Here is a 24406-nt window from a genome sequence, read left to right as displayed (position 1 = left end):
GACGTCCGGTCAGGTGCCGTCGGGCCCCGGGCCCCCGGCGCCGGACGTGGCCGGGGCGGCGCCGGACCTCTCGCGCCCGTGGTCGACGCGGTAGTCCAGGCCGCCGTCGATGTAGTCCACGATGGCGGTGTCGCCATCGGTCAGCTCGCCGCCCAGCAGCATGCGGGACAGCTGGTTGTCGACCTGGCGCTGGACGGTCCGGCGCAGCGGACGGGCCCCGAACTGCGGCTGGTAGCCCTGTTCGGCGAGGTCCTCCTTGGCCGGGACGGTCACGATGAGCTCGACGCCCTGCCCCCTGAGCCTCCGCTCGGTGTCGTCCAGCAGCAGGTCGACGATCTGCAGCAGCTCCTCGCGGCCGAGCCGGTCGAAGATCACGACCTCGTCGATCCGGTTCAGCAGCTCCGGGCGCAGGGTGTGCTGGAGCAGGTCCATGAGCTTCTCGCGCAGCTCGTCCTCGCCGCCGGTGTTGTCCAGGATCATCTGCGCGCCGATGTTGCTCGTCATGATGACGAGCGTGTTGGAGAAGTCGACCGTCCGGCCCTGGCCGTCGGTGAGCCGCCCGTCGTCGAGCACCTGGAGCAGGATGTTCATCACGTCCGGGTGGGCCTTCTCGATCTCGTCGAACAGCACCACGCTGTGCGGGCGCCGCCGGACGGCCTCGGTGAGCTGGCCCGCCTCCTCGTAGCCGACGTAGCCGGGCGGCGCGCCGACCAGCCGGGCGACGGTGTGCTTCTCCTGGTACTCCGACATGTCGATGCGGATCATGTGGTCGACGCCGCCGAACAGCACGTCCGCGAGGGCGCGCGCCAGCTCGGTCTTGCCGACGCCGGTCGGGCCGAGGAACAGGAAGCTGCCGATCGGACGGCCCGGGTCGGCCAGGCCCGCGCGGGACCGGCGGACCGCCTCGGCGACCGCGTCGACCGCCCGGTCCTGGCCGATGACCCGCTCGTGCAGGTGCTCCTCCAGCCGCAGCAGCCGGTCCCGCTCCTCCTCGGTGAGCTGGGCGACCGGGATGCCGGTCCGCCGTGACACCACCTCGGCGATGTCGGTGGCGGTGACCTCGGGCGAGCGGTCGTGGCCGCGCCGGGCCGACTCCAGTTCCGGCCGCAGGCGGTCGATCTCGGCGGTCAGCTCCTTGGCCCGGTCGTAGTCCTCGCCGGAGACGGCCTGGTCCTTGTCGCGGTGCAGCGTGTCGAGCCGGTCCTCCAGCTCGCGGACGTCGGCGGCGGGCACCGACGAGCGCAGCCGGACCCGCGCGGACGCCTGGTCCATCAGGTCGATCGCCTTGTCCGGCAGGAACCGGTCGGTGATGTACCGGTCGGACATGGTCGCGGCGGCGTCCAGCGCGTCGTCGGTGATCCGCACCTGGTGGTGCGCCTCGTAGGCGTCGCGCAGCCCGGCGAGGATCTCCACGGTCTGCTCGACCGTCGGCTCGGACACCAGGACGGGCTGGAACCGGCGCTCGAGCGCGGCGTCCTTCTCGATGTTCTTGCGGTACTCGTCGATCGTGGTGGCCGCGACGACGTGCAGCTCGCCGCGGGCCAGGGCGGGCTTGAGGATGTTCGCCGCGTCCATGCCGCCCTCGGCCGAGCCCGCGCCGACCAGGGTGTGCACCTCGTCGATGAAGATGATCAGGTTGTCGGAGTCCTCGCGGATCTCGTCGATGACCTTCTTGATCCGCTCCTCGAACTCGCCGCGGTACTTGGACCCGGCGACCATGCCGGTGAGGTCGAGCGCGACGACGCGCTTGCCCTTGAGGGTGTCCGGGACGCCGCCGTTGACGATCCGCTGCGCGATGCCCTCGACGATCGCGGTCTTGCCGACGCCGGGCTCGCCGATCAGGCACGGGTTGTTCTTGGTCCGCCGGGACAGCACCTCGACGGCCTGCTCGATCTCGTCCTCGCGGCCGACGACCGCGTCCAGGCGGCCCTGCCGGGCCTCCTCGGTGAGGTCGCGGCCGTACTCGTCCAGGGTCGGGGTCTCGGCGCCGCCCTCTCCCCTGCGCTGCGTCCCGGCCGCGCGGGACGTCCCGCCGGACGTCGCGGACCGCTCCCGCTGCTCGCCCGCCAGGGCCCGCTGGAGGTCGTCCACGGTGACGCCCTGCGACGCCAGCAGCCGCGCGGACGCGGCGTCGGGGTTGGCGGCGAGCGCGAGGACGACGTGCTCGGGCCCGATGTAGGACGAGCCGAGCGCGTTGGAGATCCGCTGCGCGTCCAGCAGGGCGCGCTTGGCGGACGGCGTGAACGTGGTCGGCGGCGATCCCGGCGTTCCGGACAGCGCCTCGTCGATCGCCTTGGTCAGGCCGTCCGGGTCGGCGCCCGCCGCGCGGAGCAGCGACCGCGGCGGGTCGGCCTGGGCGGCGGCGTTCAGCATGTCGAGGGTGTCCAGGTCGGGCGCGCCGCGCTCGCCCGCGTTCTGCACGGCGCGCACCAGCAGCTCCCGGCCCTGCTCGCTGAGCAGGCGGCCGACGTCCACCCGCTGGACGCCGGGCCGCGCCGGCGGCCAGGACTCGCCGCCGAAGACGCGTCCGCCGAGCAGGTCGAAGCCCCGGAAGGGATCGTCGAAGAACGATCCGAACGGCGAGTTGGTCACGGAGCCCCCCAAGAACGACGACAAGGGCGTCGTTTCCGCCGAGGACGGGCCATAACACCAGGTCGGGCACCTGGTTGGGTAAACAGCCGCTCAGCCCCCGCTCCCGGCCGGGGCCTCCGGTCAGTCCTCTTCGGCGGCGGCGCGGCGGGAGCGCTTGCCGCGCGCCTTCGCCAACGCCTTCTCCTTGGCCTTGTCGGCGGCGACGCGGGCGCGGTGCAGGGCGCTCTGCGCCCAGACGAACTCGGTGGCGAGGATCGCCAGGCCGAGCACGATGCCGAGGATGCCCGGCCCCGGCGTGACCATCATGACCACGCCGACGGCGAGCACGGCGGTGCCGACGACCAGCACGCCCCCGCGCCAGGCGAGGTGGGTCGCCCGGTTGCGGCGGACGCGAGCCTGGAATCGCTCCATCCGGCGCCTCGGTCGATCCTTTTCCATGTCAATAGCCACGCTTTTACCCAAGGTCAGGGGGCGATGGTCATGATGCCCATCATGCCCGCTTTTTTTCGGTCCGGGACGGGCCCTGGCGGCCTTAGCGGGCCTGAGTCGGGTCCGTCTCAAGAACACAACGACCCGGAGCGCCGAAATGATCCGATTGCCCAGGTCAGCCCTTGAATGTTCGGACGTGATATTGGTCACACGATCCACCGGCGGCGGAATGTTCCCACAACTCGGCCCAGTTACGCGTCATAGATCGCGGGGACATCCGTGAGAGGAGTGAAGTTCCCACCCAACGCCCGCGCGCACCGCGGGACCGACGTCCGAAGGAATGGCCATGAACAGCAGCAGCACCACCGTCTCGGCCGAGCTGGGCCTCCGCCTCGTCGTCCCCGACCGCACCACCGTCCCCCTGCTCGCCGGCCTGTCCTACGCGGCCGACGACCCCTACGCGATCCGGATGGCCTTCTACGTCGGCGACGACGAGCCGGTCGAGTGGATCTTCGCGCGCGAGCTCCTCACGGTCGGCATCGTGCGCCGCGTCGGGGACGGCGACGTGGCGGTCTGGCCCTCGGCCGACGACGACGAGACCCTCGACATCGCGCTCAGCTCGCCGTTCGGCGACGCGCTCTTCGAGGCCCCGCTCAGCCCGCTGGCCGACTTCCTGCACCGCACCTACCAGGTGGTGCCCGCCGGGCAGGAGCCGCGCTTCATCGACATCGACGCGGAGCTCGCCACGCTGCTCTGGTCGTCCTGACCGGCCCGGGACGGCCCGGCCCTCCGGACCTCGCCCGCCGTCCCCACAGCGCCGCACAGGAACGTCGCCCGCACGACGCGGCGGGACTTCACTCCCCCGGTTCCCCGCCCCCTCCGGCCCACACGCGCCCGGCCCGCCGACCGGTCAACCGGTCGGCCCGGCGTCCGCCTCTGCGACCGGCGCCGCGCCCGGCTCGGCGGTCATCCCGCCGGGCGACTCCCCGGTGAGCTCCGTGAGCCGCGCCACGTGCCGCATCTTGTTCATCGCGTCGAGCGCGGCGACCTTGTACGACTCGGCGAGGGTCGGGTAGTTGAACACCGCGTTGACCAGGTAGTCCACGGTGCCGCCGCAGCCCATCACGGTCTGCCCGATGTGCACCAGCTCGGTGGCCCCGGTGCCGAACACGTGCACGCCGAGCAGCGACCGGTCCTCCGGCGAGACCAGCAGCTTCAGCATCCCGTAGGAGTCCCCGATGATCTGGCCGCGGGCCAGCTCCCGGTACCGCGACACCCCGACCTCGAACGGGATCTTCGCCTCGGTCAGCTCGTCCTCGGTGCGCCCGACGAAGCTGATCTCGGGGATGGTGTAGATCCCGATCGGCTGGTGCTCGGCCATCCGGGCGACCGGCTCGCCGCACGCGTGGTGCGCGGCGAGCCGTCCCTGCTCCATCGACGTCGCCGCCAGGGACGGGAACCCGATCACGTCGCCGACCGCGTAGATGTGCGGGACCTCGGTGGCGTAGTCGCCGTCCACGGCGATCCGCCCGCGCCGGTCCGCGCCCAGCCCGGCGGCGGCGAGGTTCAGCCGGTCGGTCTCCCCGGTCCGGCCCGCCGAGTACATCACCGTGTCGGCCGGTATGCGCTTGCCGCTCTCCAGGACGGTGATCGCGCCCCGGCCGCGCCGCTCGACGGACGCGACGGTCTCCCGGAACCGGAAGGTGACCGCGAGGTCGCGCAGGTGGTACTTCAGCGCCTCGACGATCTCCAGGTCGCAGAAGTCGAGCATCCGCTCGCGCCGCTCGACCACGGTGACCTTGGTGCCGAGCGCGGCGAACATCGAGGCGTACTCGATCCCGATCACGCCCGCGCCGACGACCACCATGGACCGTGGGATGTGCTCCAGATGGATGATCCCGTCGGAGTCGATCACCGTCCGGTCGTCGAAGGCCACCGAGTCCGGACGCGCCGGACGGGTGCCCGTCGCGATCACGATCCGCTCCGCGCTCACCTTGGTCTCCCGGCCCGCCGCCTCGGGCGTCGCGCCCGAGGTCACCCCGACCGTGTGCGGGTCGAGGAACCGCCCGGTGCCGGGCAGGACGGTCACGTGGTTGCGGGCGAGCTGGCTGCGCACCACGTCGACCTCGCGTCCGACGACGTGCCGGGTGCGCATCCCGAGGTCGGCGACGGTGATGTCCTCCTTGACCCGGTAGCTCTGCCCGTACAGCTCCCGCTGGCTCAGCCCGGTGAGGTACAGCACCGCCTCGCGCAGCGTCTTGGACGGGATCGTCCCGGTGTTGATGCAGACTCCGCCGATCATGTCGCGGCGGTCCACGACCGCCACCCGGCGGCCCAGCTTGGCCGCGGCGATGGCGGCGCGCTGCCCGCCGGGGCCGGACCCGAGCACGAGCATGTCGAAGTCGTACACGCCCCCCAGTGTGGCGAAGGTCCCGTGTTCCCGTAAGGCCCGTCTTGGAATGATCTTTAGCCTGGACCGGGACGAGCGGGGGTAGGCAGTGGGCATGGAGATGCTGGGCGTCGACGTGGGTGGGTCGGGCATCAAGGGCGCGCCGGTCGACCTTGCCACGGGCGAGCTGACGGCCGAGCGGCTGCGGGTGCCGACGCCCGAGCCGTCCGCCCCGGAGGCTGTCGCGGGGGCGGTCGCGCAGGTCGTCGAGCACTTCGGCGGGGACGGCCCGATCGGGGTGACCTACCCGGGCGTGGTGATCGACGGCACCACCATGACCGCCGCGAACGTGGACCCGGGCTGGATCGGGCTGGACGCGGCGGGCCTGCTCACCCGGGTCACCGGGCGGCCGGTCACCCTCCTCAACGACGCGGACGCGGCCGGGGTCGCGGAGATGACGCACGGAGCGGGCCGCGGGCGGGCCGGGACGGTCGTCCTGCTGACGCTCGGCACCGGCATCGGCAGCGCGCTGTTCGTCGACGGCGCCCTGGTGCCGAACACCGAGTTCGGGCACATCGAGATCCGCGGCAAGGACGCCGAGCATCGCGCGGCGGCGCGCGTGCGCAAGGACAAGGACCTCAGCTGGGAGCAATGGGCCGGACGGCTGAGCGAGTACCTGACGCGGCTGGAGGGCCTCATCAGCCCGTCGCTGATCATCCTCGGCGGGGGCGTGAGCCGGAAGGCGGACAGGTTCCTGCCGCTGATCGAGGGCGTCCGGGCGCCGATCGTGCCCGCCGGTCTGCAGAACACGGCCGGGATCGTCGGCGCGGCCATGGCCGCGGCGCGGGCCGCTGGGAAGGCCACTCCCAAGCCGGCCGGGAAAGCCGCTCTGGCCGCCGCCGCGAAGGCCGCCGAGGCCGAACGTCCTCCCGTTCCGGGGGACTGACCCCGTTCGGGCCGGGCGGTGCGGGCACCACCCGGCCCGGGTCGGCTCAGCTCAGGGTGACGGTCGCGATCTCCCAGGGCCGCAGCGGCAGGACGCACCGTCCGGACGCGACGTCCACCTCCCCGGCCGGACGGCCCGCCAGGTCGCAGCGGGTCGCCGACCCGAAGTCGCCGGTCACGACGACCTCGCCCGGCTCGGGACGTTCGTTCACCACACGCAGTTCGAGCCTCCCGTCGCGGCGGCGCAGGGACGACAGGACCACGCCGTCCCCCTCGATCCCGAGGCCGGAGCGCGGAGCGGGCGCGGGCGTGCCCTCGGGCGCGATCCCCCGCACGGCCCTCAGCTCGTGCCCGTACAGCTCGGCCGCCGCGAGCACCTCGGGCCCCGGACGGTCGCCGTCGTAGCGCATCAGCGCCAGCTCGAAGGCGTGGGGGCCGAGGCACTGGGCGTCCGGGGTGGCGATCTGGGGCCCGGCGGGCTCCTCCCGCAGGCCGTTGTCGTCGCGGGACAGCCAGTTCACCGACCGCAGCAGCGTCAGCGCCAGCTCGGCTCCGTCGTTGACGATCTCGTACTCGGTGACGTGCCTGAGCAGCACCGCGAGGCCGCCCGCCGCGACGAACGCGTGCGCGGTGAAGGTCGGGACCGGGACCTCCCCGTGCCCGCCCTCTCCGGTCAGCCCGCGCTCGACGACCGCGAACTGCCCCTCCCCGAACGAGCTCGCCGCGCGGCGCGGCAGGGGCAGGTGCAGCCGGACGCGGTGGTCGCGGGACGGGTTGTCGAACGCGACGGTCATCCGGGTGAAGGGCTCGTCCGCGTGGACCTCCGCGAGCGTCCGCACCACGACCGTCGCCGTCGCGTCCGAGCGGGCGTCCGCGTCGGCTTCGACCGGCCAGCGGTACTCGCGGTCGACGGCGACGGACGCGACGAGCGGCCCTGTCTCGACGACCCGGACCTGCTCGGACAGCGGCTCATCCACCACGACGTCGTGCTTCGGCGGCGCGTAGTTGTAGGTGTCTCCGACGTCGCCGCCGTCCACGATCCGGCCCAGGTCCCGGACGTCGACCAGATCGTTCGCCGGACGGTCCGCCTCGACACGCGCCGGGTGGCGCGGCTGGACGGCCGCCGCCCTCGCGGTCGCGACGCCGAGCGGCGGCACCTCCACGAGCACCGGTTCGCCGCCCTGAAGCCCGCCTCCCCGGAGCCTGCCGTCCCGGAGCTCGCCGTCCCGGGGCCCGCCGACGCGGATCACGCCGCGCCGCAGCACCGGCGACGGGTTCACGACCAGGTGGTCGCTTCTGTCGACCTCGGCGGCGAGACGGCCTGTGACCAGGTCGAACACGGCGTGCCCGAGCTGTTCGGCCTCGGCCATGCGGGCGGCGACCTGCTGTGCCGTGGCGTCGCTGCCGCACCCGGTGACCGAGTCGTGGCAGCTCACCTCGATCAGCTTCCGCCACGCGAGTTCGAGGAACCGGTCGGCCGAGCCGTCCGCGAGCCAGAGCGCGGCGAGCGGCTCGGCGTAGCGGGCGACGCGCCGTTCGGCCGCGCCCATCGCCGCCTTCAGCGGGATGCGCACGGAGAACACGCCGGGCAGGATGTTCGCGCGCGCGTGGGAGCGCATCTCGCCTTCCACCACGGGCAGGCCGTCAAGGGACGCGTCCGTGAGGAACTCGCCCAACGTCGCCAGCCGCATGGGCAGTGAGGCGTTCTCCACCTGTTCGGCCAGGTCGGCGGCAGGAGCGGTGTGGTCGGACCCGTACATCGCCAGCGACGGCCCGCCCTCCGGACGCCACTCGCGCAGCCACGCCGCGACCTCCTCGGCGCGGCCGTCCACCAGGCCCGCGTCGCCGAACATGTGGACGGCGTTGCCGTACCCGCCGGGCAGGTACTCGGTGCGGACCGCCGAGCCGTCCGGGGCCCGCCAGGCGAACGCGTGCGTCGTCACCCGCTCCGGGACGCCCCGCCACACACACGCCCGGTCGAGCCCGAACCCGCGCAGGATCTGCGGCATCTGCGCGATGTGCCCGAACATGTCGGGCAGGTAGCCGAGCCGCATCGCGCCGCCGAGGTCGTCCGCGCGGCGCAGCCCGAGCTCCAGGTTCCGCACGATCGTCTCGCCCGAGCACAGGAACTCGTCCATGAGGATCTGCCACGGCCCGACCGCGAGCCGCCCGTCCCGGACGAGCCGTCCGACCAGTTCGGCGCGCTCGGGCCGGATCTCCAGGTAGTCGTCCACGGCGGCCATCTGGCCGTCCAGGGTGAACCGCAGCCGGGGGTCGCGGTCCATCCGCTCCAGCACGTCGTCCAGCAGCCCGACCAGCCGCAGCCGGAACCGCTGGAACGGCAGGTACCACTCGCGGTCCCAGTGCGTGTGCGGGACCACCACAAGGCCGTCGTCAATCGCCGAGTCCGTCAACCGCATAGTGCGATCACCTCGTTCCTGTCAGTTTCGAGGCGGTGTGTTCCGGTTCCGAGGGCGGGCAGGGTCACCCGGTCGCCGCGCACGGCGGCGCGACGGCCGTCCGGCCCGCACAGGACGGTCCCGTCCGCGTCCAGCGCGTGCAGTTCGTCGCCGACGCGCAGCAGGATCGGGCCGCCGCGCGGGCCGGGGGTGACGGCGGTCCGTCCGGCGGCGATCGCGGCGACGACCGCGTCCGGGGAGTCGTCCTCGGCGAGCACCCATGTGGTCGGCTCGCCGAGCGTCTTGTGCTGGGACGGATCGTGGAAGTCGCTGCCGCCGAGCGCGACCGTGTCGTCCCGCCAGAGCGCGGCCCACGCGAGCGGCGCGCCCCACGTCCGGTCCCACCAGGACGAATGCCACAGTTCGACGTGCCGGGCCCGCGCGTCCGGCGGGACGTCGTGCCGCCACGCGCAGTCCCCGGACAGGGGATGGTTGATCGACAGGACGCCGCCGTCACCCGGGTCCCACTCGGCCGCCGGACGCCGGAAGTCGACCCACCCCACGTCGCCGAACACGTTCGCGTGCCCGTAGTCGGTCGTGACCTCCTGCCCCGGAACCAGGACGATCCCCGCGTGCTTGGACACCCCGGGCAGCTCCGGATGGTGGCTGACCGTGTTGTGGTCGGTCACGGCGAGGAAGTCGAGCCCCTGCTTCACCGCGAGCCCGGCCAGCTCGGGCACGGTCAGCGTCCCGTCGCTGTGGACGGTGTGCGCGTGCAGGTCACCGGCGAACCACCGCATCCCGGACGGCTCGGGCAGCCCGTCCCGCCGCGCCGGACGGTCGGTCACCACAGGCGGCGTCAGCGTCTCCGGACGCTCCGGCGCGCGATCGCGCAGGGTGACCGTGACCTCGTACGGAGTGCCGTCCGGCGGGATCCGGTGCAGCCGCAGCCACACGTGCCACTCCCCCGGCTCCAGCTCACCCGGCAGGTAGCCGGGCGTCGCCCAGTCGGCGGCGATCGTGTAGGTGTCGCGCGCGCCGCCCGACCAGCCCCGGAACCCGTCCGGCCCGCCGCAACCGAGGTCGATCACCCCGCCGACGAAACTCAGCCGGACGGTCAGCGCCGCGGTGCCCGGCGGCACCTCGAACGCGAGCTCGCGCATGATCTGGTCGAGCCGGTCCTCCAGCGTCCAGACGCCCTCGAACCGGATCATGCCGCCGCCGCCACGTCGTTGGTCAAGAGATCTCCTTCGCGGTAGAGCAGGGATCGGCCGGGGCGGGGGCTCGCCCAGCCCTCGTCCCCCGGCGCCGGTTCGGCGTCCTCGGGGACGACGACGTGGACGAGCACGCCGCCCTCGGTCTCGAGGGTCACCAGTGAGCTGGTACCCAGGTTCTCCACGACCACGACACGTCCGTGGAACGCCTCGTCCACGGGCGCCGCGGAGTAGTCGAGGTACTCGGGCCGGACGCCGTACACGACGGGCACGCCGTCCTCGACCCGCACGGGCGGGCGCAGCCGCGCGCCCGCCGCCTCGACCAGGCCGTCCGCGACGCGCGCCTCGACGAGGTTCATCGGGGTCGAGCCGATGAACGACGCGACGAACAGGTTCGCGGGCCTCCGGAACACCTCGGCGGGCGTCCCGACCTGGCGGATCCGCCCGGCCTCCATGACGGCGATCAGGTCGGCCATCGCGAGCGCCTCCGCCTGGTCGTGGGTGACGAACAGCGTGGTCACGCCCAGCTCGTGCTGGAGCTTCTTGAGGAACGTGCGGGCTTCGAGGCGCAGCCGCGCGTCCAGGTTGGAGAGCGGCTCGTCCAGCAGGAACACCGTCGGACGCGCCGCCATCGCGCGGGCCAGCGCGACGCGCTGCTGCTGCCCGCCGCTCAGCTCCGCCGGACGGCGTTCCAGCAGGTCGGAAAGACCGAGCGAGGCCGCGACGTCGGCCGCCGCCGCGTGCCTCTCGGCCTTCCCCGTCTTCTTGATGCGCAGCGGGTAGGCGATGTTGTCGGCGACGGTCATGTGCGGGAACAGCGCGTAGTCCTGGAAGACCATGCCGACGTCGCGGCGTCCCGGCGGCAGCCGCGTCACGTCGCGGTCGCCGATCCGGACCGTCCCGGACGTCGCGGTCTCCAGTCCCGCGATCGTCCGCAGCAACGTCGTCTTCCCGCACCCGGACGGCCCGAGCAGCGCGAAGAACGCGCCGTCCGGGACGGCCAGGTCCAGCCCGTCCACGGCCCGGACGCCGCCCGGGTAGTCCTTGGTCAGCGCGCTCAGTTCGACCCCGGTCACCGTTTGATCCCTCCGTGGAACCGGAACCCGTACCGGCGGCTGACCAGCAGGTACATCAGCACGACGGGCACCGAGTAGAGCAGCGAGAACGTCGAGATCAGGGCCAGGTCCGGCTGCCCGCCCTCGGTGTAGAAGGTGTACATGATCACCGAGGCCGGGGCCTTGTCCGGATCGCGCAGCAGCAGGAACGGCATGAGGAAGTCGCCCCACACCTGCGCGACCGTCCAGATCCCGACCATCGCCAGGCCCGGACGGATCACCGGGACGACCACGTGCCGCAGCGTCTGCAGCGGCGACGCCCCGAACACCCGCGCGGCCTCCTCGTAGGACGCGGGCGTGGCGTCGGTGAAGTCCTTGAGCAGGAAGATCGCGGTCGGCAGCAGCCCGCCGGACAGCACCAGCACGACCCCGAGGTGCGAGTCGACCAGGTGCAGCTGGGTGGCGAGCAGGAAGATCGGCACCATCGCGGCCGTCCCGGTGATGATGGACGACAGCAGGAGCAGCAGGTACAGCAGGACGTCCCGGCCGGGCAGCCGCACCCGGCTGAGCGCGTACGCGGCGAGCGCCGCGAACACCACGACGATCGCCGCCGTCCCGGCCGCGAGGACCACCGAGTTGCGTAGCGACCGCAGCGCGTACGGGTCGTCCAGCAGGACGCGGAAGTTCTCCAGCGTGAAGCTCGGCAGCGACACATGGATCTTCGGGTCCGCGTTGAACGGCGCGCTCGCCAGCCACAGCATCGGCAGCGCGAAGAACGCGAGGACGAGCGACACGAACGTGGTCGCGGCGATCCGCCGCAGCGCCGTCCTCATGCCCGCCTCCGTCGCAGCGCTTGGAGATAGGCGAACGCGATCAGCAGATTGATCAGCAGCATGACCAGCGAGATCGCCGCGCCGAAGCCGAGCCGTCCCTCGCCGAGCGCGGTCCGGTACACGTAGGCCGACATGACCTCCGACCGGTTCTCCGGCCCGCCCGCCGTGATCAGGAACGGGGTGAAGTCGTTGAACGTCCACAGGCTGACCAGCAGCAGGCTCGTCAGCGCGTGGCCCCGGATCTTCGGCAGCACCGCGTCCCGCAGCGTCTGCCAGGTGGACGCGCCCGCCAGCTTCGCCGTCTCCAGATGGGACGGCGGAACGTTCCCGAGCGCGGCCGTGTAGAGCATCATCGAGAACGCCGTCCCGCGCCAGACGTTGAACACGATGACGCAGGCCATCGGGTGGTCGAGCAGCCAGGCCGTGCCGGGCGTGCCGAGCATCGCGTTCAGCGTCCCGCCGTCCCGGTCGAGCAGCGCCAGCCACAGGAACGCCACGACCGACCCCGGCAGGATCCAGGCGAGCAGCACGAGCGCCTCGACCGTCCGCCGGACGGCCGCCGGACGCTCCCGCATCACCCACGCGATCGCGAACCCGAACAGTGTCTGCCCGAGCACCGCCGACCCGCCGACGAACTGCAGGGTCAGCCACAGCGAGTTGTGGAACCGGCCGTCCGCGAGCACGTCGGTGTAGTTCCGGACGCCGAGGAAGCGCGGATGCGTCGCCTCCAGCCCGGTCAGCCGGTAGTCGGTGACGCCCAGGTACAGCGTCCAGAGCGCCGGGAACACCAGGAACACGACGATGAGCACGAGCGCCGGGGCGACGAACGCGGCCGCGCGCCGCCGCCCCAGCCCGACGACGTCGGTCGCCTCCGCCCTCGCGGGCTCAGTTCGCGTCGACGTTGCCGGAACCACCGACGATGCCTTCCAGCTTCTTGGTGTACTGCCCGGCCGCGTCGTCGGGGCTCCGCCCGGCGACCACACTCGCCGTCGCCTCCTGCAACGCCGTCGACACCTGCGTGTACGCGGCGAGGCCCGGCCGGAACAGCGTGATCGGCAGCACCTTCTGCGCGACGAAGGTCAGGAACGGGTCGTCCCTCAGCGCCTCGGCGTTGACGTCGTTCCTCGAGGTGACCTCGGGGTTCCCGGCGATGCGCGCCTTCACCACGTCCGGCTGGTTCAGGTACGCGAGCAGGTCGAACGCCTGCTGCGGGTACTTGGTGTGCGGGTTGATCGCGGCGACCGACCCGCCGGACATGCTGACGAACGACTGCCCCTTGACGCCCTTGCCGGGGGTCACCGCCGGGATCAGCGCGTACCCGACCGCCTGGTCGCGGTCCGCCATCTTGGCGATGCCGTCCTTCGGGTTCAGCACCCCGCGCCACAGGTAGACGCCCTCCAGCAGGACGCCGATCTTGTTGTTCGCGAACTCCTCGAACGACTTGTCCCGGCCCTTCGCCTCCTCCTGCAGCTTCTTGTCACCGAGCCCGTCCGGCCCGTAGAGCTGCCGGTAGAAGCCGAGGACCTGCTTCATCGCGGCCCCGCCACCGGCCCACTTGCCGTTCGCGTAGATCTCCGAGCCCGCGCCCGCGAGCAGCGGCAGGACGCCCTGCATCGTCGACGCCTCGCCCATCGCCGTCCCGGCGTTGATCTGGAGCGGCGTCACGCCGGGCAGCTTCTTCAGCGCGCGCCCGGCGGCGAGGATCTCGTCCCAGCTCTTGGGCTGCCAGTTCGCCGGCAGCCCGGCCTGCGCGAACAGCTTCTTGTTGTAGAAGAGCACGCGGCCGTCGGTGCTCGGCGGGATGCCGTACCGCTTGCCCTGGAACGATCCCAACTGCTGGACGGACGAACCGATCTGGCCCCAGCCGTCCCAGGAGTCGGCCCGCGCGCCGACGACGTCAGTCAGCGGCCTGACGTACCCCGCCTGCGCGAACTCGCCGACCCAGATCCCGTCCAGGCTGACGATGTCGGCCCCGGCCTTGGACTTCAGGTCGAGCGCGGTCTTGGTCTTGTACGCCTCGTCGTCCACCCCGTAGCCGTGGTACACGACCTTGACGCGCAGGCCCTTGGCCTTCTCGGCGGCGACGAACCCGGGGATGACGGTCTTGGTGATCCACGACGCCTCGGCGTCGTTCTTGCCGCCGACGATGGCGTTGCGGGCGATCGTGAGGGTGAACGACCTGGCCTTGGCGTTGCGCTGCGGGTCGGTCGAGGACGAACCGCCCCCGCAGGACGAGACGGCCGCGCCCGCCAGCAGGAGGGCGAGCGCGGCCGTGAGCCGTGAGCGGAACCGTGAGTCGAGGTGCGGATGGGGTCGGGAGCGTTCCAGCCGTCCGGAGATGTCCACGGTGACCTCCAATAGGCGTCACCGTTAACGTGAACGATGGGACGGATGACGTAAAGACCTAACTGATCTTCAATCCGCGCTCCGGCCCGCTCGCCGATCCGTCCCCGCCCGCGATCACGGGTCGGTCAGCTCGGCGGAACGGGACGCGAAGACCTCCATCGCCGCGCGGGTGACCGGGCCCGGCGCGGCCGGCAGCAGCGTGCCGTCCACCTTCCGGATCGGCTGGACGTCCCTGGTCGTGGAGGTCAGGAATGCCTCCTCGGCGCGGTACAGCTCGGCGAGCGGCAGGTCGCCCTCGACGCCGCCGCACCACTCCAGGACGAGCCCGCGCGTGACGCCCGCGAGGCAGCCCGCCTCCAGGGGCGGGGTGATCAGCTCGCCGTCCAGGACGACGAAGAGGTTCGTGCCGGTGCCCTCGCACAGGTTCCCGGCGAGGTTGGCGAAGATCGCCTCGCCGCCGCCGCGCTCCCTGGCGTAGGCGAGCGCCAGCGCGTTCTCGGCGTAGGACGTCGTCTTCAGCCCGGCCAGCGCGCCGTGCTCGTTCCGCTTCCACGGGACGACGACCACGTCGGCGGTCGCCGGGAACGGCGTCTGCTCGGCCACGATGATCGTCGTGGTCGTGCCCTCCGTGCCGCGCTGGGAGCCGAGCGGACCCGGCCCGGACGTGTGGGTGATCCGGATGCGGGAGAACGGCCAGTCCGGGGCCGCCGCGAGCGCCGCGCGGCAGCCCTCGGCGAGCTCCTCCACGTCCGGCGCGGCCAGGCCGAGCCCCTCGGCGGACCGGCCGAGCCGCTCCAGGTGCCGGGTCATCGCGAACGGCTCGCCCCGCACCACCTTGACCGTCTCGAACACGCCGTCGCCGACCAGCACGCCGTGGTCGAAGACCGACACGACCGCCTTGTCGGGATCCAGCAGGGTCCCGTTGACCCACACCTTCGCCCGCTCACCGCTCACCGGATGCCACCTCCAGAAGCCGAGCCGCCTTCAGCTCGGTCTCGTCCCATTCTCCCAGCGGGTCCGAACCCCAGGTGATCCCGGCCCCCGTCCCGAAACGCAGCAGGCCGTCCTCCGCCCAGAACGTCCGGATCCCGACCGCGAGCGCGCCGCGCCGCCGGTCCGCGTCCACCCAGCCGACCGCCCCGCAGTACGGCCCGCGCGGGACCGGCTCGAGCACCTCCAGCAGCGACAGCGCGCTCGCCTTCGGCGCGCCGGTCACCGAGCCCGGCGGGAACGTCGCCTCGATCAGCTCCGGCCACCCCGCCCCCGGCTCCAGCTCCGCCCGGACGGTCGAGACCAGGTGCACCAGCCCCGGGTGCTCCTCCAGCGCCAGCAGCTCCGGCACCGCCACCGACCCGACCGCCGCGACCCGTCCGAGGTCGTTCCGGACGAGGTCGACGATCATCACGTTCTCGGAGCGGTCCTTGGGCAGCAGGTCGGCCTCGGTGCGCCCGGTGCCCTTGATCGGCTTGGACGTGACGACCCGCCCGTCCCGCGCCAGGTACAGCTCGGGCGACGCGGACGCGACCGCCATCCCCGGCAGCCGGAGCGTCATCGCGTACGGAGCGGGATTCCCCCGGGCCAGCCGCGCGCCCAGGCCCGCGATGTCGGCCCCGTCCGGCAGCGGCGCGGACAGCACCCGGCACAGGTTCGCCTGGTAGACGACGCCGTCGGCGATCGCCGCGCGGATACGCTCGACGCCCCGCATGTACTCGCCCCGGTCCAGCGACGAGCGCCACTCTCCCGGCGCGCGCCACGGGCCGTCCGGATGCGGCGCGGGCCGGACGTCCTCGAACCGCGCGCAGGTGATCTTGCCCTCGTAGGTGACGACGACCGCCCACCACCCACGCGAGTCCAGGGCCGCCGGGTCGCTGGTCACCTCCGCGAGCCCGGTCGCCAGCATCCCCCCGACGTGCGCGAACATCCCCCCAGTCTGCCGCCCCCGGCCCCGACCCCGGCCACGCCACTCCCCCACAAGCCGTCCCCGCAGCCCCCGGCCCCACCACCAGCCCCGGCGCGGCCCGGACCTCGGCCCGGCCGCGGCGCGGGCTAGTGGGGCGCGAGGACGCAGCCGAAGGAGTCGGCGAGGCCGGTGAGGCCGTCGTCGGTGACCAGGAGCGCGCGGCGCTCGCGGCCGCGTTCGAACCAGCCGAGGTCGATCATCCGGGTGGTCAGCGCCGCGCCGAGCGCCCCGTTCAGGTGCGGGCGGCGTTCCGTCCAGTCCAGGCAGGCCCCCGCGAACCGCCGCCGCCTCCCGCGCAGCGCGGGCAGGTCGAGCCCGATCTCCTCGAACCGGTGCTCGCCCTTGTCGGTCGTCTCGTACGGGACGCCCGTCTCGACCGGGCGTCCCGCGTCCGGTTCGATCATGCCGCCGTCCACCAGGGCCGCGAACAGCGCCACCCCGGCCTCCCCGGCCAGGTGGTCGTAGCAGGTGCGGGCGGTGTGCAGCCGCCGCGCGAGCCGCGACTGCCGCAGCCCCTTCACCTCGACGTCCGGGCTGATCCGGCTGAGCGCCTCGATCACCGCCGCGACCTCGTCCCCGGCCAGCCGGTAGTACCGCCACCGGCCCTGCTGGACGACGCTCACCAGGCCGCCGTCCAGCAGCTTCCCCAGGTGCGCGCTCGCGGTCTGCGGGCTCACCCCGGCGACCCGCGCGAGTTCCCCGGCCGCCAGCGGACGCCCGTCCAGCAGGGCCGTCAGCATCGCCGCCCGCGCCCGGTCGGCCATCAGCGCGGCCATCGGGGCGATGTCGGAGTCGTACGCCAGGCTCATGCCCCCGAGGCTAGTCGGCGGACGCTTCGACGCCGGTCGAAGCGTCCCCGCGCCACCGGATCACGTAATCCGGTTTGGGGAAGCGGCCCGGACACGCTAATGTTCTCTGTGTCGCCGGGGAGACCCGGAGGGCATGCGGAAGTGGCTCAGGGGTAGAGCATCACCTTGCCAAGGTGAGGGTCGCGGGTTCAAATCCCGTCTTCCGCTCTGAGAGGCCGGACACGGCCTCGCTCTGGTGGAGTGGCCGAGAGGCGAGGCAACGGCCTGCAAAGCCGTGTACACGGGTTCAAATCCCGTCTCCACCTCCAAGGGCGATTAGCTCAGTGGGAGAGCGCTACCTTGACACGGTAGAGGTCACTGGTTCAATCCCAGTATCGCCCACCACACGTAAGTCGGAAGCCCCGCTTCTCCCCGGAGAAGCGGGGCTTCCGCGTTTCCCGGCCGATGATCTCGCCGCAGGCGGACGCCGCGCTTGACCTGCGCGTTGATCGGGTGAACATCCGGTGCTGATCGACGCGCCGTAGCTCTGGTCCCCGGAGCGGACGGAACCACCGTCCGCGAACACCGGGAGACATCACTCGTGGGAATCCATCCCCCCGCCTCGCGCGCCGTCATGGCGCTCCTCGCCGGAGCCGCGCTGGTCGCCACCGCGAGCACCGCCGCCACCGCTTCGGCGTCCGCCCCTGGCACACCCCCGCCGCCAGGCGGTGGGCACGTCTCCGGCCGCCAAGTTTCGGCACTGCGCGGGGCCGCCCTCAACAGGACGGTCCCGAAGCAGGTCACGCAGCGCTTCCTCAACCACCGCAAGGGCGTCGAGTTCATGAAGGGCTCGCCGCGGACCCTGGCCCCGGCCGTCTCCGGCTGGGACGGCGCGCAGCACCTCACCTGGGGCGTCACCATGAAGGGCACCGGCGTCGCGGGCGGCGTCACCACGCAGTCGGTGAACCCGGGCGGACGGCTGCGGAACCCGTCCGACCCGGACACCGTCTACGCTCCGACCTTCCTCCCGAACGCCAAGCAGGGCTGCATCGAGGTCACCACCTGGTACAACGCGGGCAGCGCCCAGATCGGCGCGTGGAACTGGTGCGACCCGAGGGGCCAGTACGGCTTCCAGGCGGGCGTCCCGATCGACCAGAACTTCCTCGGCACCTACACCAACGGCGACTCGGCCTACCGCGTCTGGCAGCAGCAGACCGACGCCTCGTCCAACACCTGGACGGCCTACCTCTACAACTACAAAACCCAGGCGTGGGACTCCCTGTTCACCAGTTCCGGCACGTCCGGGCTGACGAACTATCCGGCGGGCTTCGGCTGGAACATGTGGGAGGTCTACACCAACTACAACACCTCCACCGGCCAGGGCTGGTACTGCGGCGACTTCACGCCCCAGCGCTGGACGAGCCGGGACCTGGCCCTGCTGCCCCCGGGCGGTAGCTGGACCAAGGCGGACGGGGCGAGCACCAACACCGACACTCCCCGGACCGACAACGGCCTGTGCAACGACGGCCGCGCCTTCCGCACCACCGACGGCCCCGCCGCCTGGGAGGTCGTCCCCACGTCCGGGACCTTCCCGACGCAGCGCGTGAAGCTGCACTCGGCCACCGGCTACAACGCCGACGTGGACGGCGCGCTGACCACCAACGGCACCAAGGTGAAGGCCGAGGTCGACAACGGCAACGACGCTCAGCGCTGGAACCTGGTCGGCCAGGGCGACGGCAGCTACGAGGTCCAGTCGGTCATCGCCACCGGCAGCGCCCTGGACGCCAACACCAACACCGCGTCCACCGTGGACGGCACCACCTACTACACGCGGCTGTGGTCCTTCGGCGGCGGCAACAACCAGAAGTGGCGGTTCAACGCGCAGCCGGACGGCACCTACACGATCACCGCGTACGACGGCGGCTGCCTGACCACCAACGGCCAGGGCACCGTGCTCGGCTACTGGAAATGCACCGGAGCCGACAACCAGAAGTGGCAGATCACCCAGTAAGCCGCGCCCGCCCCGGCGCCCCGTCCGGCAGGCCGCGCCGCTGAGCGAGCAGCACCACACGGCAGGAGGCCCGACCACCCGGGTCGGGCCTCCTATCCGCAATGAGCCGCCCCCCGTTCGGTTCCTACTCGGCCTCGCTACAGAGCGGCGTTGATGAGCGCGTAGATCTGCGTTTTGGACATGGCCCCGGTCTTCGTCGCTTCCTCGTAGCCGTTCTTGTACACGGCGAGCGTCGGAATGCGTGGAACCTTAAGCCTCGCCTGGAGGTCAGGGCAGTCGTCGATGTTGAGCAGGACGACCTTGACCCTGTCGCTGTACTCCTCGGCGGCCGCCCTGAGAATCTCCACGACCTGCTTGGAGGGCGCCGACCACGGCGCCCAGAACACCAGGAGCACCGGAAGGTCCGACTTGATGACCTCTGCCTCGAACGAACTCTCCGTCACGTCCACGATCTGCGCCATGTGCACTCCCGCGATCACGCTCGGTACTGTCATCGCCACTTTAGGGCCGGACGCGCGGTCGCGCCCGGAAGCCCCTGATCGCCGAGGCCAGAGCGTCCACGAGGACGCCCGTGCGGGCGTCGGACACGAACAGGCAACGGATCTAACCTCCTTCTTGTCTGGTTCGCTGCGTGGTGTCACATTTCGGCCGGGATGACCGCGCGGTCGCGGTTCTCCGGGGGTCCCATCGCACCCAGCCTTCTTGGAGGACCGGCCGTGGCCCGATCTCGTGTCGCCCTCCGGCGCGTCGGCGCGCTCGCCCTGGCGGCGGGCCTGCTGACCACCGGACTCACCGCCCCGCCCGCCCACGCCGACGGCCCCGGATCCGGGTCGCCGTGGGTCGTCACCCTCGGCGACTCCTACATCTCCGGCGAGGCGGGCCGCTGGGCGGGCAACAGCAACGACGGCGAGTCGCTGATCGACGCCCTGGGCTCGACGGCCTACTACGACAACGCCACGCACACCGCCGAGCAGATCACCCGGTGCCACCGCTCGCGGTCGGCCGAGGCGTACATCGGCGGCGGCGTGAACGGCATGAACCTCGCCTGCTCCGGGGCCACGACCAGCACCCACAGCGACTCCAGCGGGAACTTCAAGCCCGGGATCGACTTCTACAGCAGCGGCGGCGACCAGGGCCAGGCGCTCATGCTGCAGAACTTCGCCGCGTCGCACAACGTCACGATGGTCGCGGTCTCCATCGGCGGGAACGACTTCGGCTTCGGCTCCATCGTCCAGAAGTGCGTCACCGACTTCCTCACCTCGCCCTCGTGGCTGCCCAACTACTGCAACGACGACTCCGCGGTGACGTCCAACTTCACGTCCTCCAACATCACCGCGCAGCGGGCCAAGATCGCCCAGGCGTTCCGGAACGTCGCCCAGGCCATGACGAACGCCGGGTACTCCCCGTCCTCCTACAAGATCGTCGTGCAGGACTACCCGTCGCCGATCCCCACGGGCTCGGGCTTCCGCTACTCGCAGTCCGGCTACACCCGGCAGTCGACGGGCGGCTGCGGCTTCTGGAACAACGACGCGAACTACGCCAACTCCACCGCGCTGACGCTGATCGACCAGGCCGTGGCGGGCGCCGCGTCCGACAGCGGCCTGTCCAACCTGGTGACCCTGCGCCTGGCCTCGGCGTTCAACTCCCGGCGGCTGTGCGAGAACACCGTCGGCCTCATCGAGGAGGAGGGCCTGAGCTCCTGGAGGAGCGCGGGCGCGGTGGACAGGACCGAGTGGATCAACCAGATCCGCACCGTCACCACCATCGGCTCGAACTTCTACATCCAGGAGTCCATCCACCCGAACTACTGGGGCCAGCTGGCCCTGCGCAACTGCCTGCGCCAGGCGTACAACGGCGGCTCCCCCCGCGGCGGCGTCTGCACCCGCAGCGGCACCGGCACCAACACCAACGGCGAACCCGTCATGGCCTTGAACTGACGGCAGGCGTCACGATCGGCTCGTCCGCGTGAAAGCGCGAGTAGACGCCGGGTGGGAGTTCCCGCCCGGCGTCTACTGATTCCCTCCGTCACAGGCCCAGCTGTCATATCCCGGTCGAGACACCCATTGTCGAGTTGACCTCAAGTTTGATTGAGGTTCTAGCGTTCTCGCCAGCAAGTACTACTCAGAAAGGCACTGTGATGACGTCCGTTCCCGAGCGCTACCGGTACGCCGCTGTTCCGCATGTCATGGTGGACGGCGCCGCGGAGGCCATCAGGTTCTACGCCGAGGCCTTCGGCGGCGAGGAACTGTTCCGCATCGCCACCCCGGAAGGCCAGATCATTCACGCCGAGGTCGCCATCCAGGGCTCGGTCATCATGGTCGGGGACGCCGACGGCCCGTTCAGAGCTCCGAGTGCCTCGGGTGGCTCGACCACGGGGCTCCATGTCTATGTCGATGACGTGGACGCCTTCAGCGCCCAGGCCGTCCGTGCCGGCGCCGAGGTCCTCCAGCCTCCCACCGACATGTTCTACGGGGCCCGGCAGGTCATGCTGCGCGACCCGTTCGGGCACCTCTGGGTCTTCCTCACCCACACCGAGGACCTGTCGCCCGAGGAGATCGCTCGCCGGGGAACCGAGCTGTTCAAGGCGAACGCCCCACTCGCCGACTGAGGATCTGGAACGTTCCTTTGCGGCATGCGCGCGTTCACGCCGAGTTGCTCGGCGAAGTGACCACCAAGCCAGGACCGGAGGCCCTGTACCCGGTGGGCCGACCGGCGACCGGTCGGCGGCGGGTCTGGTGATCGTGTGGGGTGGCGTTCTGGTGCGGCTTGGCGGGGTGATCGGGCCGGTAGCGTTGGGGGGTGAGCGCCACTCTCGTTGCCAAGGAACTCGTCGCCGGGCACGGCGATCGGCTTTTGTTCTCCGGGTTGGACCTGGTCGTCGCCCCTGGGGACGTCGTGGGGCTGGTCGGGGTCAACGGGGCGGGGAAGTCGTCGTTGTTGCGGCTGCTCGCCGGGGTGGACGTGCCGGAGGCCGGGTCGGTGCGGCTCAGTCCGCCCACGGCGCTCGTGGGGTATCTGCCGCAGGAGCCGGAGCGGCGGCCCGGGGAGACGGTCGAGGCGTTCCTGGGGCGCCGGACGGGCGTGACGCAGGCTCAGGCCGATCTGGACGAGGCGACGAAGGGCCTGGTCGACGCGGTCGAGGGCGCGGACGACGCGTACGCCGAGGCGCTGGAGCGGTGGCTCGCGCTGGGCGGCGCCGACCTGGCCGACCGGGCGGGTGAGGTGGCGGCGGAGCTCGGACTCACCGTGGATCTCGCTCAGCCGATGACGTCGCTGTCGGGTGGGCAGGCGGCGCGGGCCGGGCTGGCGTCGCTGCTGCTCAGCCGGTACGACATCTTCCTTCTGGACGAGCCGACCAACGATCTCGACCTGGAGGGGCTGGAGCGGCTGGAGCGGTTCGTCACCGATCTTCGGGCGGGGACGGTGCTCGTCAGCCATGACCGCGAGTTCCTGACCCGGACGGTCACCCGCGTCCTCGAACTGGACCTCGCGCAGCAGCAGGTGAACGCCTTCGGCGGCGGGTACGAGTCGTACCTGGCCGAGCGGGACGTCGCGCGGCGGCACGCGCGGGCCGACTTCGAGGAGTACGCCGACAAGCTGTCGTCGCTCAAGGACCGGGCGCAGACGCAGCGGGCGTGGATGGACAAGGGCGTCAAGAACGCGCGCCGGAAGGCGGCCGACAACGACAAGATCGGCCGGAAGTTCCGGTCGGAGGCGAGCGAGAAGCAGGCGGCCAAGGCGCGGCAGACCGAGAAGGCGATCGAGCGGCTGGAGGTCGTCGCGGAGCCGCGCAAGGAGTGGGAGCTGCGGATGGAAATCGCCGCCGCTCCACGCTCGGGCGCGGTCGCGGCCACCCTGCGGGGCGCGGTCGTGCGGCGCGGGTCGTTCACGCTGGGACCGGCCGACCTGGAGATCCGCTGGGCCGACCGGGTCGCGATCACGGGTGCGAACGGCGCGGGCAAGACGACGCTGCTCGGCGCCCTGCTGGGACGGATCCCGGTGGACGAGGGCCATGCCGGGCTCGGCCCCGGCGTCCTGGTCGGCGAGATCGACCAGGCGCGCGGGCTGTTCCTCGGCGACGCGGCGCTGCTGGAGGCGTTCGGCGCGGCCGTGCCCGAGATGACCGACGCCGACGTCCGGACGCTGCTGGCCAAGTTCGGCCTGCGCGCCGACCATGTGCTGCGTCCGGCGGGCACCCTCTCCCCCGGCGAGCGGACGCGCGCGGCGCTGGCGCTGCTCCAGGCCAAGGGGGTCAACCTGCTCGTCCTGGACGAGCCGACCAACCACCTCGACCTGCCCGCGATCGAGCAGCTGGAGCAGGCCCTCGACTCCTACACCGGCACGCTCCTGCTGGTCACCCACGACCGGCGCATGCTGGACGCCGTCCGGACGACGCGCCGGCTACGCGTCGAGGACGGCAAGGTCGTCGAGCTCTGAGCTCGGGCCGGGTCAGCGGGGCCTGGGTTCGGGGCGGGTGGCGCGGGCGGCGAGGCGGACGATCCTCGTGTGGCCGCTCGGCCGGACGGCGAGCCAGTCGGCGGGCCAGGCGTAGCTGGGCAGGCCGTCGCGGTGGAGGTCGGCGACGCGCGGTTCGTCCAGGGACGCGGCGGTGAAGCGGTAGAGCGCGGCGGCGCGTTCGTTGATCACGCCGTAGTCGAGCAGGCGGGGCAGGCCGCCCTCCGCGCCGATCAGTGACTCGGCGCTGAGGCCGGTGAGCGGATAGCGCTCGGGGAAGGCCCGGCGCAGGTCGAGGAAGAAGCCGACCGTCCCCTTGCGCGGATCGCCGAGGAGGGGTCCGAGCGGGGCCAGCGGGCCGAGGGCGAGGCGCGGGTGAGCGACCATCGCGTGCGTGTAGAGGACGCGCATGAGCGCCACGTTCATCATGAAGCGTTCGGCGGGCAGCTCGGCGAGGGCCAGGGGCAGGTTCTCCAGGTAGCCCGCGACGACGCTGGCGTTGTGCGCGCGGTACCAGGACGCCGGGGACGGCCTGCGGAGGAAGGTCTGCCAGAGCGCCACGCGAGGGTTGGCGGGCGGGGCTCCGTCCAGGAGCGCGGCCTCGGTCTTGTCGTGGAGGAGGCGCTCGTTGACGGCCCGCCACCAGGGGCTTCCGGGCGGGTCGCCGTCCGGCGGGTTGAGGACGCCGCGGGCGATCGTCCAGCGCAGGAAGCTCAGCTCGGCCCGGCCGTAGCGGACGTGGCGGTCGCGGTAGAAGGCGGCGGCCAGGCGCAGGCGGCCCACCGGAGGGCCGTCCCGGACGGCGCCGACCCGCGCTGCCGCCTCCGCGGCCGCACCCCTGTCTCCCACCCGTCCAGTGTGACAAAAAGCTCCGGACGCGATTCGGGTGCGGGCTTTTCGGGGTTTTGTCCCTCGCCATTCCTGTCCCGTTCTTCCGCTGACGCCCCTCGCGTGGTGATACTCCTCACGCGATCCGGTGAGTGGAGGGAG

General features: G+C 72.0%; 20 protein-coding genes and 3 tRNA genes. 9 read left to right on the top strand and 14 right to left on the bottom strand.

All coding sequences use genetic code 11. The features are described 5' to 3' along the window. Nucleotides 1-9: 9 nt before the first annotated feature. A complete protein-coding gene (locus P696_RS0117225; protein ID WP_026413301.1) occupies nt 10-2592 on the bottom strand; it encodes an ATP-dependent Clp protease ATP-binding subunit in 2583 nt (860 codons plus the stop codon). A gap of 120 nt (nt 2593-2712) precedes the next feature. Then, entirely contained in the window at nt 2713-3003 is a 291-nt protein-coding gene (locus tag P696_RS46195; RefSeq protein WP_034485338.1) for a PGPGW domain-containing protein, read from the bottom strand. 364 nt (nt 3004-3367) lie between these two features. On the opposite strand from P696_RS46195, the gene P696_RS0117215 reads away from it, so the two are divergent. Next, a complete protein-coding gene (locus P696_RS0117215) occupies nt 3368-3787 on the top strand; it encodes an SsgA family sporulation/cell division regulator (RefSeq protein WP_026413300.1) in 420 nt (139 codons plus the stop codon). 144 nt (nt 3788-3931) lie between these two features. Here P696_RS0117215 and sthA read toward each other — a convergent pair whose 3' ends face one another. Then, nucleotides 3932-5431 carry a Si-specific NAD(P)(+) transhydrogenase gene (gene sthA, locus P696_RS46190; RefSeq protein ID WP_084337653.1) on the bottom strand — a complete coding sequence of 500 codons (1500 nt, stop codon included), beginning with the start codon at nt 5429-5431 and terminating at the stop codon, nt 3932-3934. Nucleotides 5432-5525: 94 nt separating this feature from the next. Between sthA and ppgK the strand changes: the two genes are divergently transcribed. Further along, the gene (gene ppgK, locus P696_RS46185; protein WP_034485542.1) at nt 5526-6356 is read left to right on the top strand and encodes a polyphosphate--glucose phosphotransferase; all 831 of its coding nucleotides are present in this window, start codon (nt 5526-5528) and stop codon (nt 6354-6356) included. A gap of 46 nt (nt 6357-6402) precedes the next feature. On the opposite strand, the gene P696_RS0117200 is transcribed toward ppgK, so the two are convergent. The 9 genes from P696_RS0117200 to P696_RS0117160 all read right to left on the bottom strand — a co-directional run bounded on the left by P696_RS0117200 (nt 6403) and on the right by P696_RS0117160 (nt 16971). Further along, entirely contained in the window at nt 6403-8775 is a 2373-nt protein-coding gene (locus P696_RS0117200; protein WP_026413299.1) for a glycoside hydrolase family 38 N-terminal domain-containing protein, read from the bottom strand. Continuing rightward, nucleotides 8766-9968 carry a CehA/McbA family metallohydrolase gene (locus P696_RS0117195; RefSeq protein ID WP_034485335.1) on the bottom strand — a complete coding sequence of 401 codons (1203 nt, stop codon included), beginning with the start codon at nt 9966-9968 and terminating at the stop codon, nt 8766-8768. Before P696_RS0117195 ends, P696_RS0117200 begins: the two co-directional genes overlap by 10 nt. Continuing rightward, nucleotides 9965-11044 carry an ABC transporter ATP-binding protein gene (locus P696_RS0117190; protein WP_026413297.1) on the bottom strand — a complete coding sequence of 360 codons (1080 nt, stop codon included), beginning with the start codon at nt 11042-11044 and terminating at the stop codon, nt 9965-9967. Before P696_RS0117190 ends, P696_RS0117195 begins: the two co-directional genes overlap by 4 nt. Continuing rightward, the gene (locus P696_RS0117185) at nt 11041-11856 is read right to left on the bottom strand and encodes a carbohydrate ABC transporter permease (protein ID WP_034485334.1); all 816 of its coding nucleotides are present in this window, start codon (nt 11854-11856) and stop codon (nt 11041-11043) included. Before P696_RS0117185 ends, P696_RS0117190 begins: the two co-directional genes overlap by 4 nt. Continuing rightward, nucleotides 11853-12770: a carbohydrate ABC transporter permease gene (locus P696_RS46180; protein WP_034485333.1), complete on the bottom strand. Its 918-nt coding sequence runs from the start codon at nt 12768-12770 to the stop codon at nt 11853-11855. Before P696_RS46180 ends, P696_RS0117185 begins: the two co-directional genes overlap by 4 nt. After that, nucleotides 12742-14214 carry an extracellular solute-binding protein gene (locus tag P696_RS46175; protein WP_245627699.1) on the bottom strand — a complete coding sequence of 491 codons (1473 nt, stop codon included), beginning with the start codon at nt 14212-14214 and terminating at the stop codon, nt 12742-12744. Before P696_RS46175 ends, P696_RS46180 begins: the two co-directional genes overlap by 29 nt. Nucleotides 14215-14316: 102 nt before the next feature. Continuing rightward, nucleotides 14317-15156 carry an aminotransferase class IV gene (locus tag P696_RS0117170; RefSeq protein ID WP_026413295.1) on the bottom strand — a complete coding sequence of 280 codons (840 nt, stop codon included), beginning with the start codon at nt 15154-15156 and terminating at the stop codon, nt 14317-14319. Next, complete coding sequence (locus P696_RS0117165) at nt 15146-16123, bottom strand: chorismate-binding protein (RefSeq protein WP_026413294.1); 978 nt, start codon at nt 16121-16123, stop codon at nt 15146-15148. Before P696_RS0117165 ends, P696_RS0117170 begins: the two co-directional genes overlap by 11 nt. Nucleotides 16124-16248: 125 nt before the next feature. Further along, nucleotides 16249-16971, bottom strand: coding sequence for an ArsR/SmtB family transcription factor (locus P696_RS0117160; RefSeq protein WP_026413293.1), 723 nt, complete (start codon nt 16969-16971; stop codon nt 16249-16251). 135 nt (nt 16972-17106) lie between these two features. Between P696_RS0117160 and P696_RS0117155 the strand changes: the two genes are divergently transcribed. The 4 genes from P696_RS0117155 to P696_RS52545 all read left to right on the top strand — a co-directional run bounded on the left by P696_RS0117155 (nt 17107) and on the right by P696_RS52545 (nt 18961). Continuing rightward, a tRNA-Gly gene (locus P696_RS0117155) sits at nt 17107-17178 on the top strand. Nucleotides 17179-17205: 27 nt separating this feature from the next. Beyond that, nucleotides 17206-17279 (top strand) — tRNA-Cys (locus P696_RS0117150). Nucleotide 17280: 1 nt separating this feature from the next. Further along, nucleotides 17281-17355 (top strand) — tRNA-Val (locus tag P696_RS0117145). A gap of 196 nt (nt 17356-17551) precedes the next feature. After that, complete coding sequence (locus P696_RS52545; RefSeq protein ID WP_051467781.1) at nt 17552-18961, top strand: RICIN domain-containing protein; 1410 nt, start codon at nt 17552-17554, stop codon at nt 18959-18961. 137 nt (nt 18962-19098) lie between these two features. On the opposite strand, the gene P696_RS0117135 is transcribed toward P696_RS52545, so the two are convergent. Continuing rightward, a complete protein-coding gene (locus tag P696_RS0117135; protein WP_026413292.1) occupies nt 19099-19422 on the bottom strand; it encodes a thioredoxin family protein in 324 nt (107 codons plus the stop codon). 255 nt (nt 19423-19677) lie between these two features. Between P696_RS0117135 and P696_RS46165 the strand changes: the two genes are divergently transcribed. The 3 genes from P696_RS46165 to P696_RS0117120 all read left to right on the top strand — a co-directional run bounded on the left by P696_RS46165 (nt 19678) and on the right by P696_RS0117120 (nt 23398). Next, a complete protein-coding gene (locus P696_RS46165) occupies nt 19678-20898 on the top strand; it encodes an SGNH/GDSL hydrolase family protein (protein ID WP_051467780.1) in 1221 nt (406 codons plus the stop codon). A gap of 200 nt (nt 20899-21098) precedes the next feature. Then, nucleotides 21099-21569, top strand: a complete 471-nt coding sequence (locus P696_RS0117125; RefSeq protein WP_026413291.1) for a VOC family protein — start codon at nt 21099-21101, stop codon at nt 21567-21569. Between the two features lie 191 nt (nt 21570-21760). Further along, complete coding sequence (locus tag P696_RS0117120; protein ID WP_026413290.1) at nt 21761-23398, top strand: ABC-F family ATP-binding cassette domain-containing protein; 1638 nt, start codon at nt 21761-21763, stop codon at nt 23396-23398. A gap of 12 nt (nt 23399-23410) precedes the next feature. Here P696_RS0117120 and P696_RS46160 read toward each other — a convergent pair whose 3' ends face one another. After that, a complete protein-coding gene (locus P696_RS46160) occupies nt 23411-24265 on the bottom strand; it encodes a hypothetical protein (protein ID WP_034485331.1) in 855 nt (284 codons plus the stop codon). Nucleotides 24266-24406: the final 141 nt, after the last annotated feature.

Source organism: Actinomadura oligospora ATCC 43269, from assembly GCF_000518265.1.
Taxonomy (GTDB): Bacteria; Actinomycetota; Actinomycetes; order Streptosporangiales; family Streptosporangiaceae; genus Spirillospora; species Spirillospora oligospora.
This window is presented reverse-complemented; position numbering and strand designations above follow the sequence as displayed.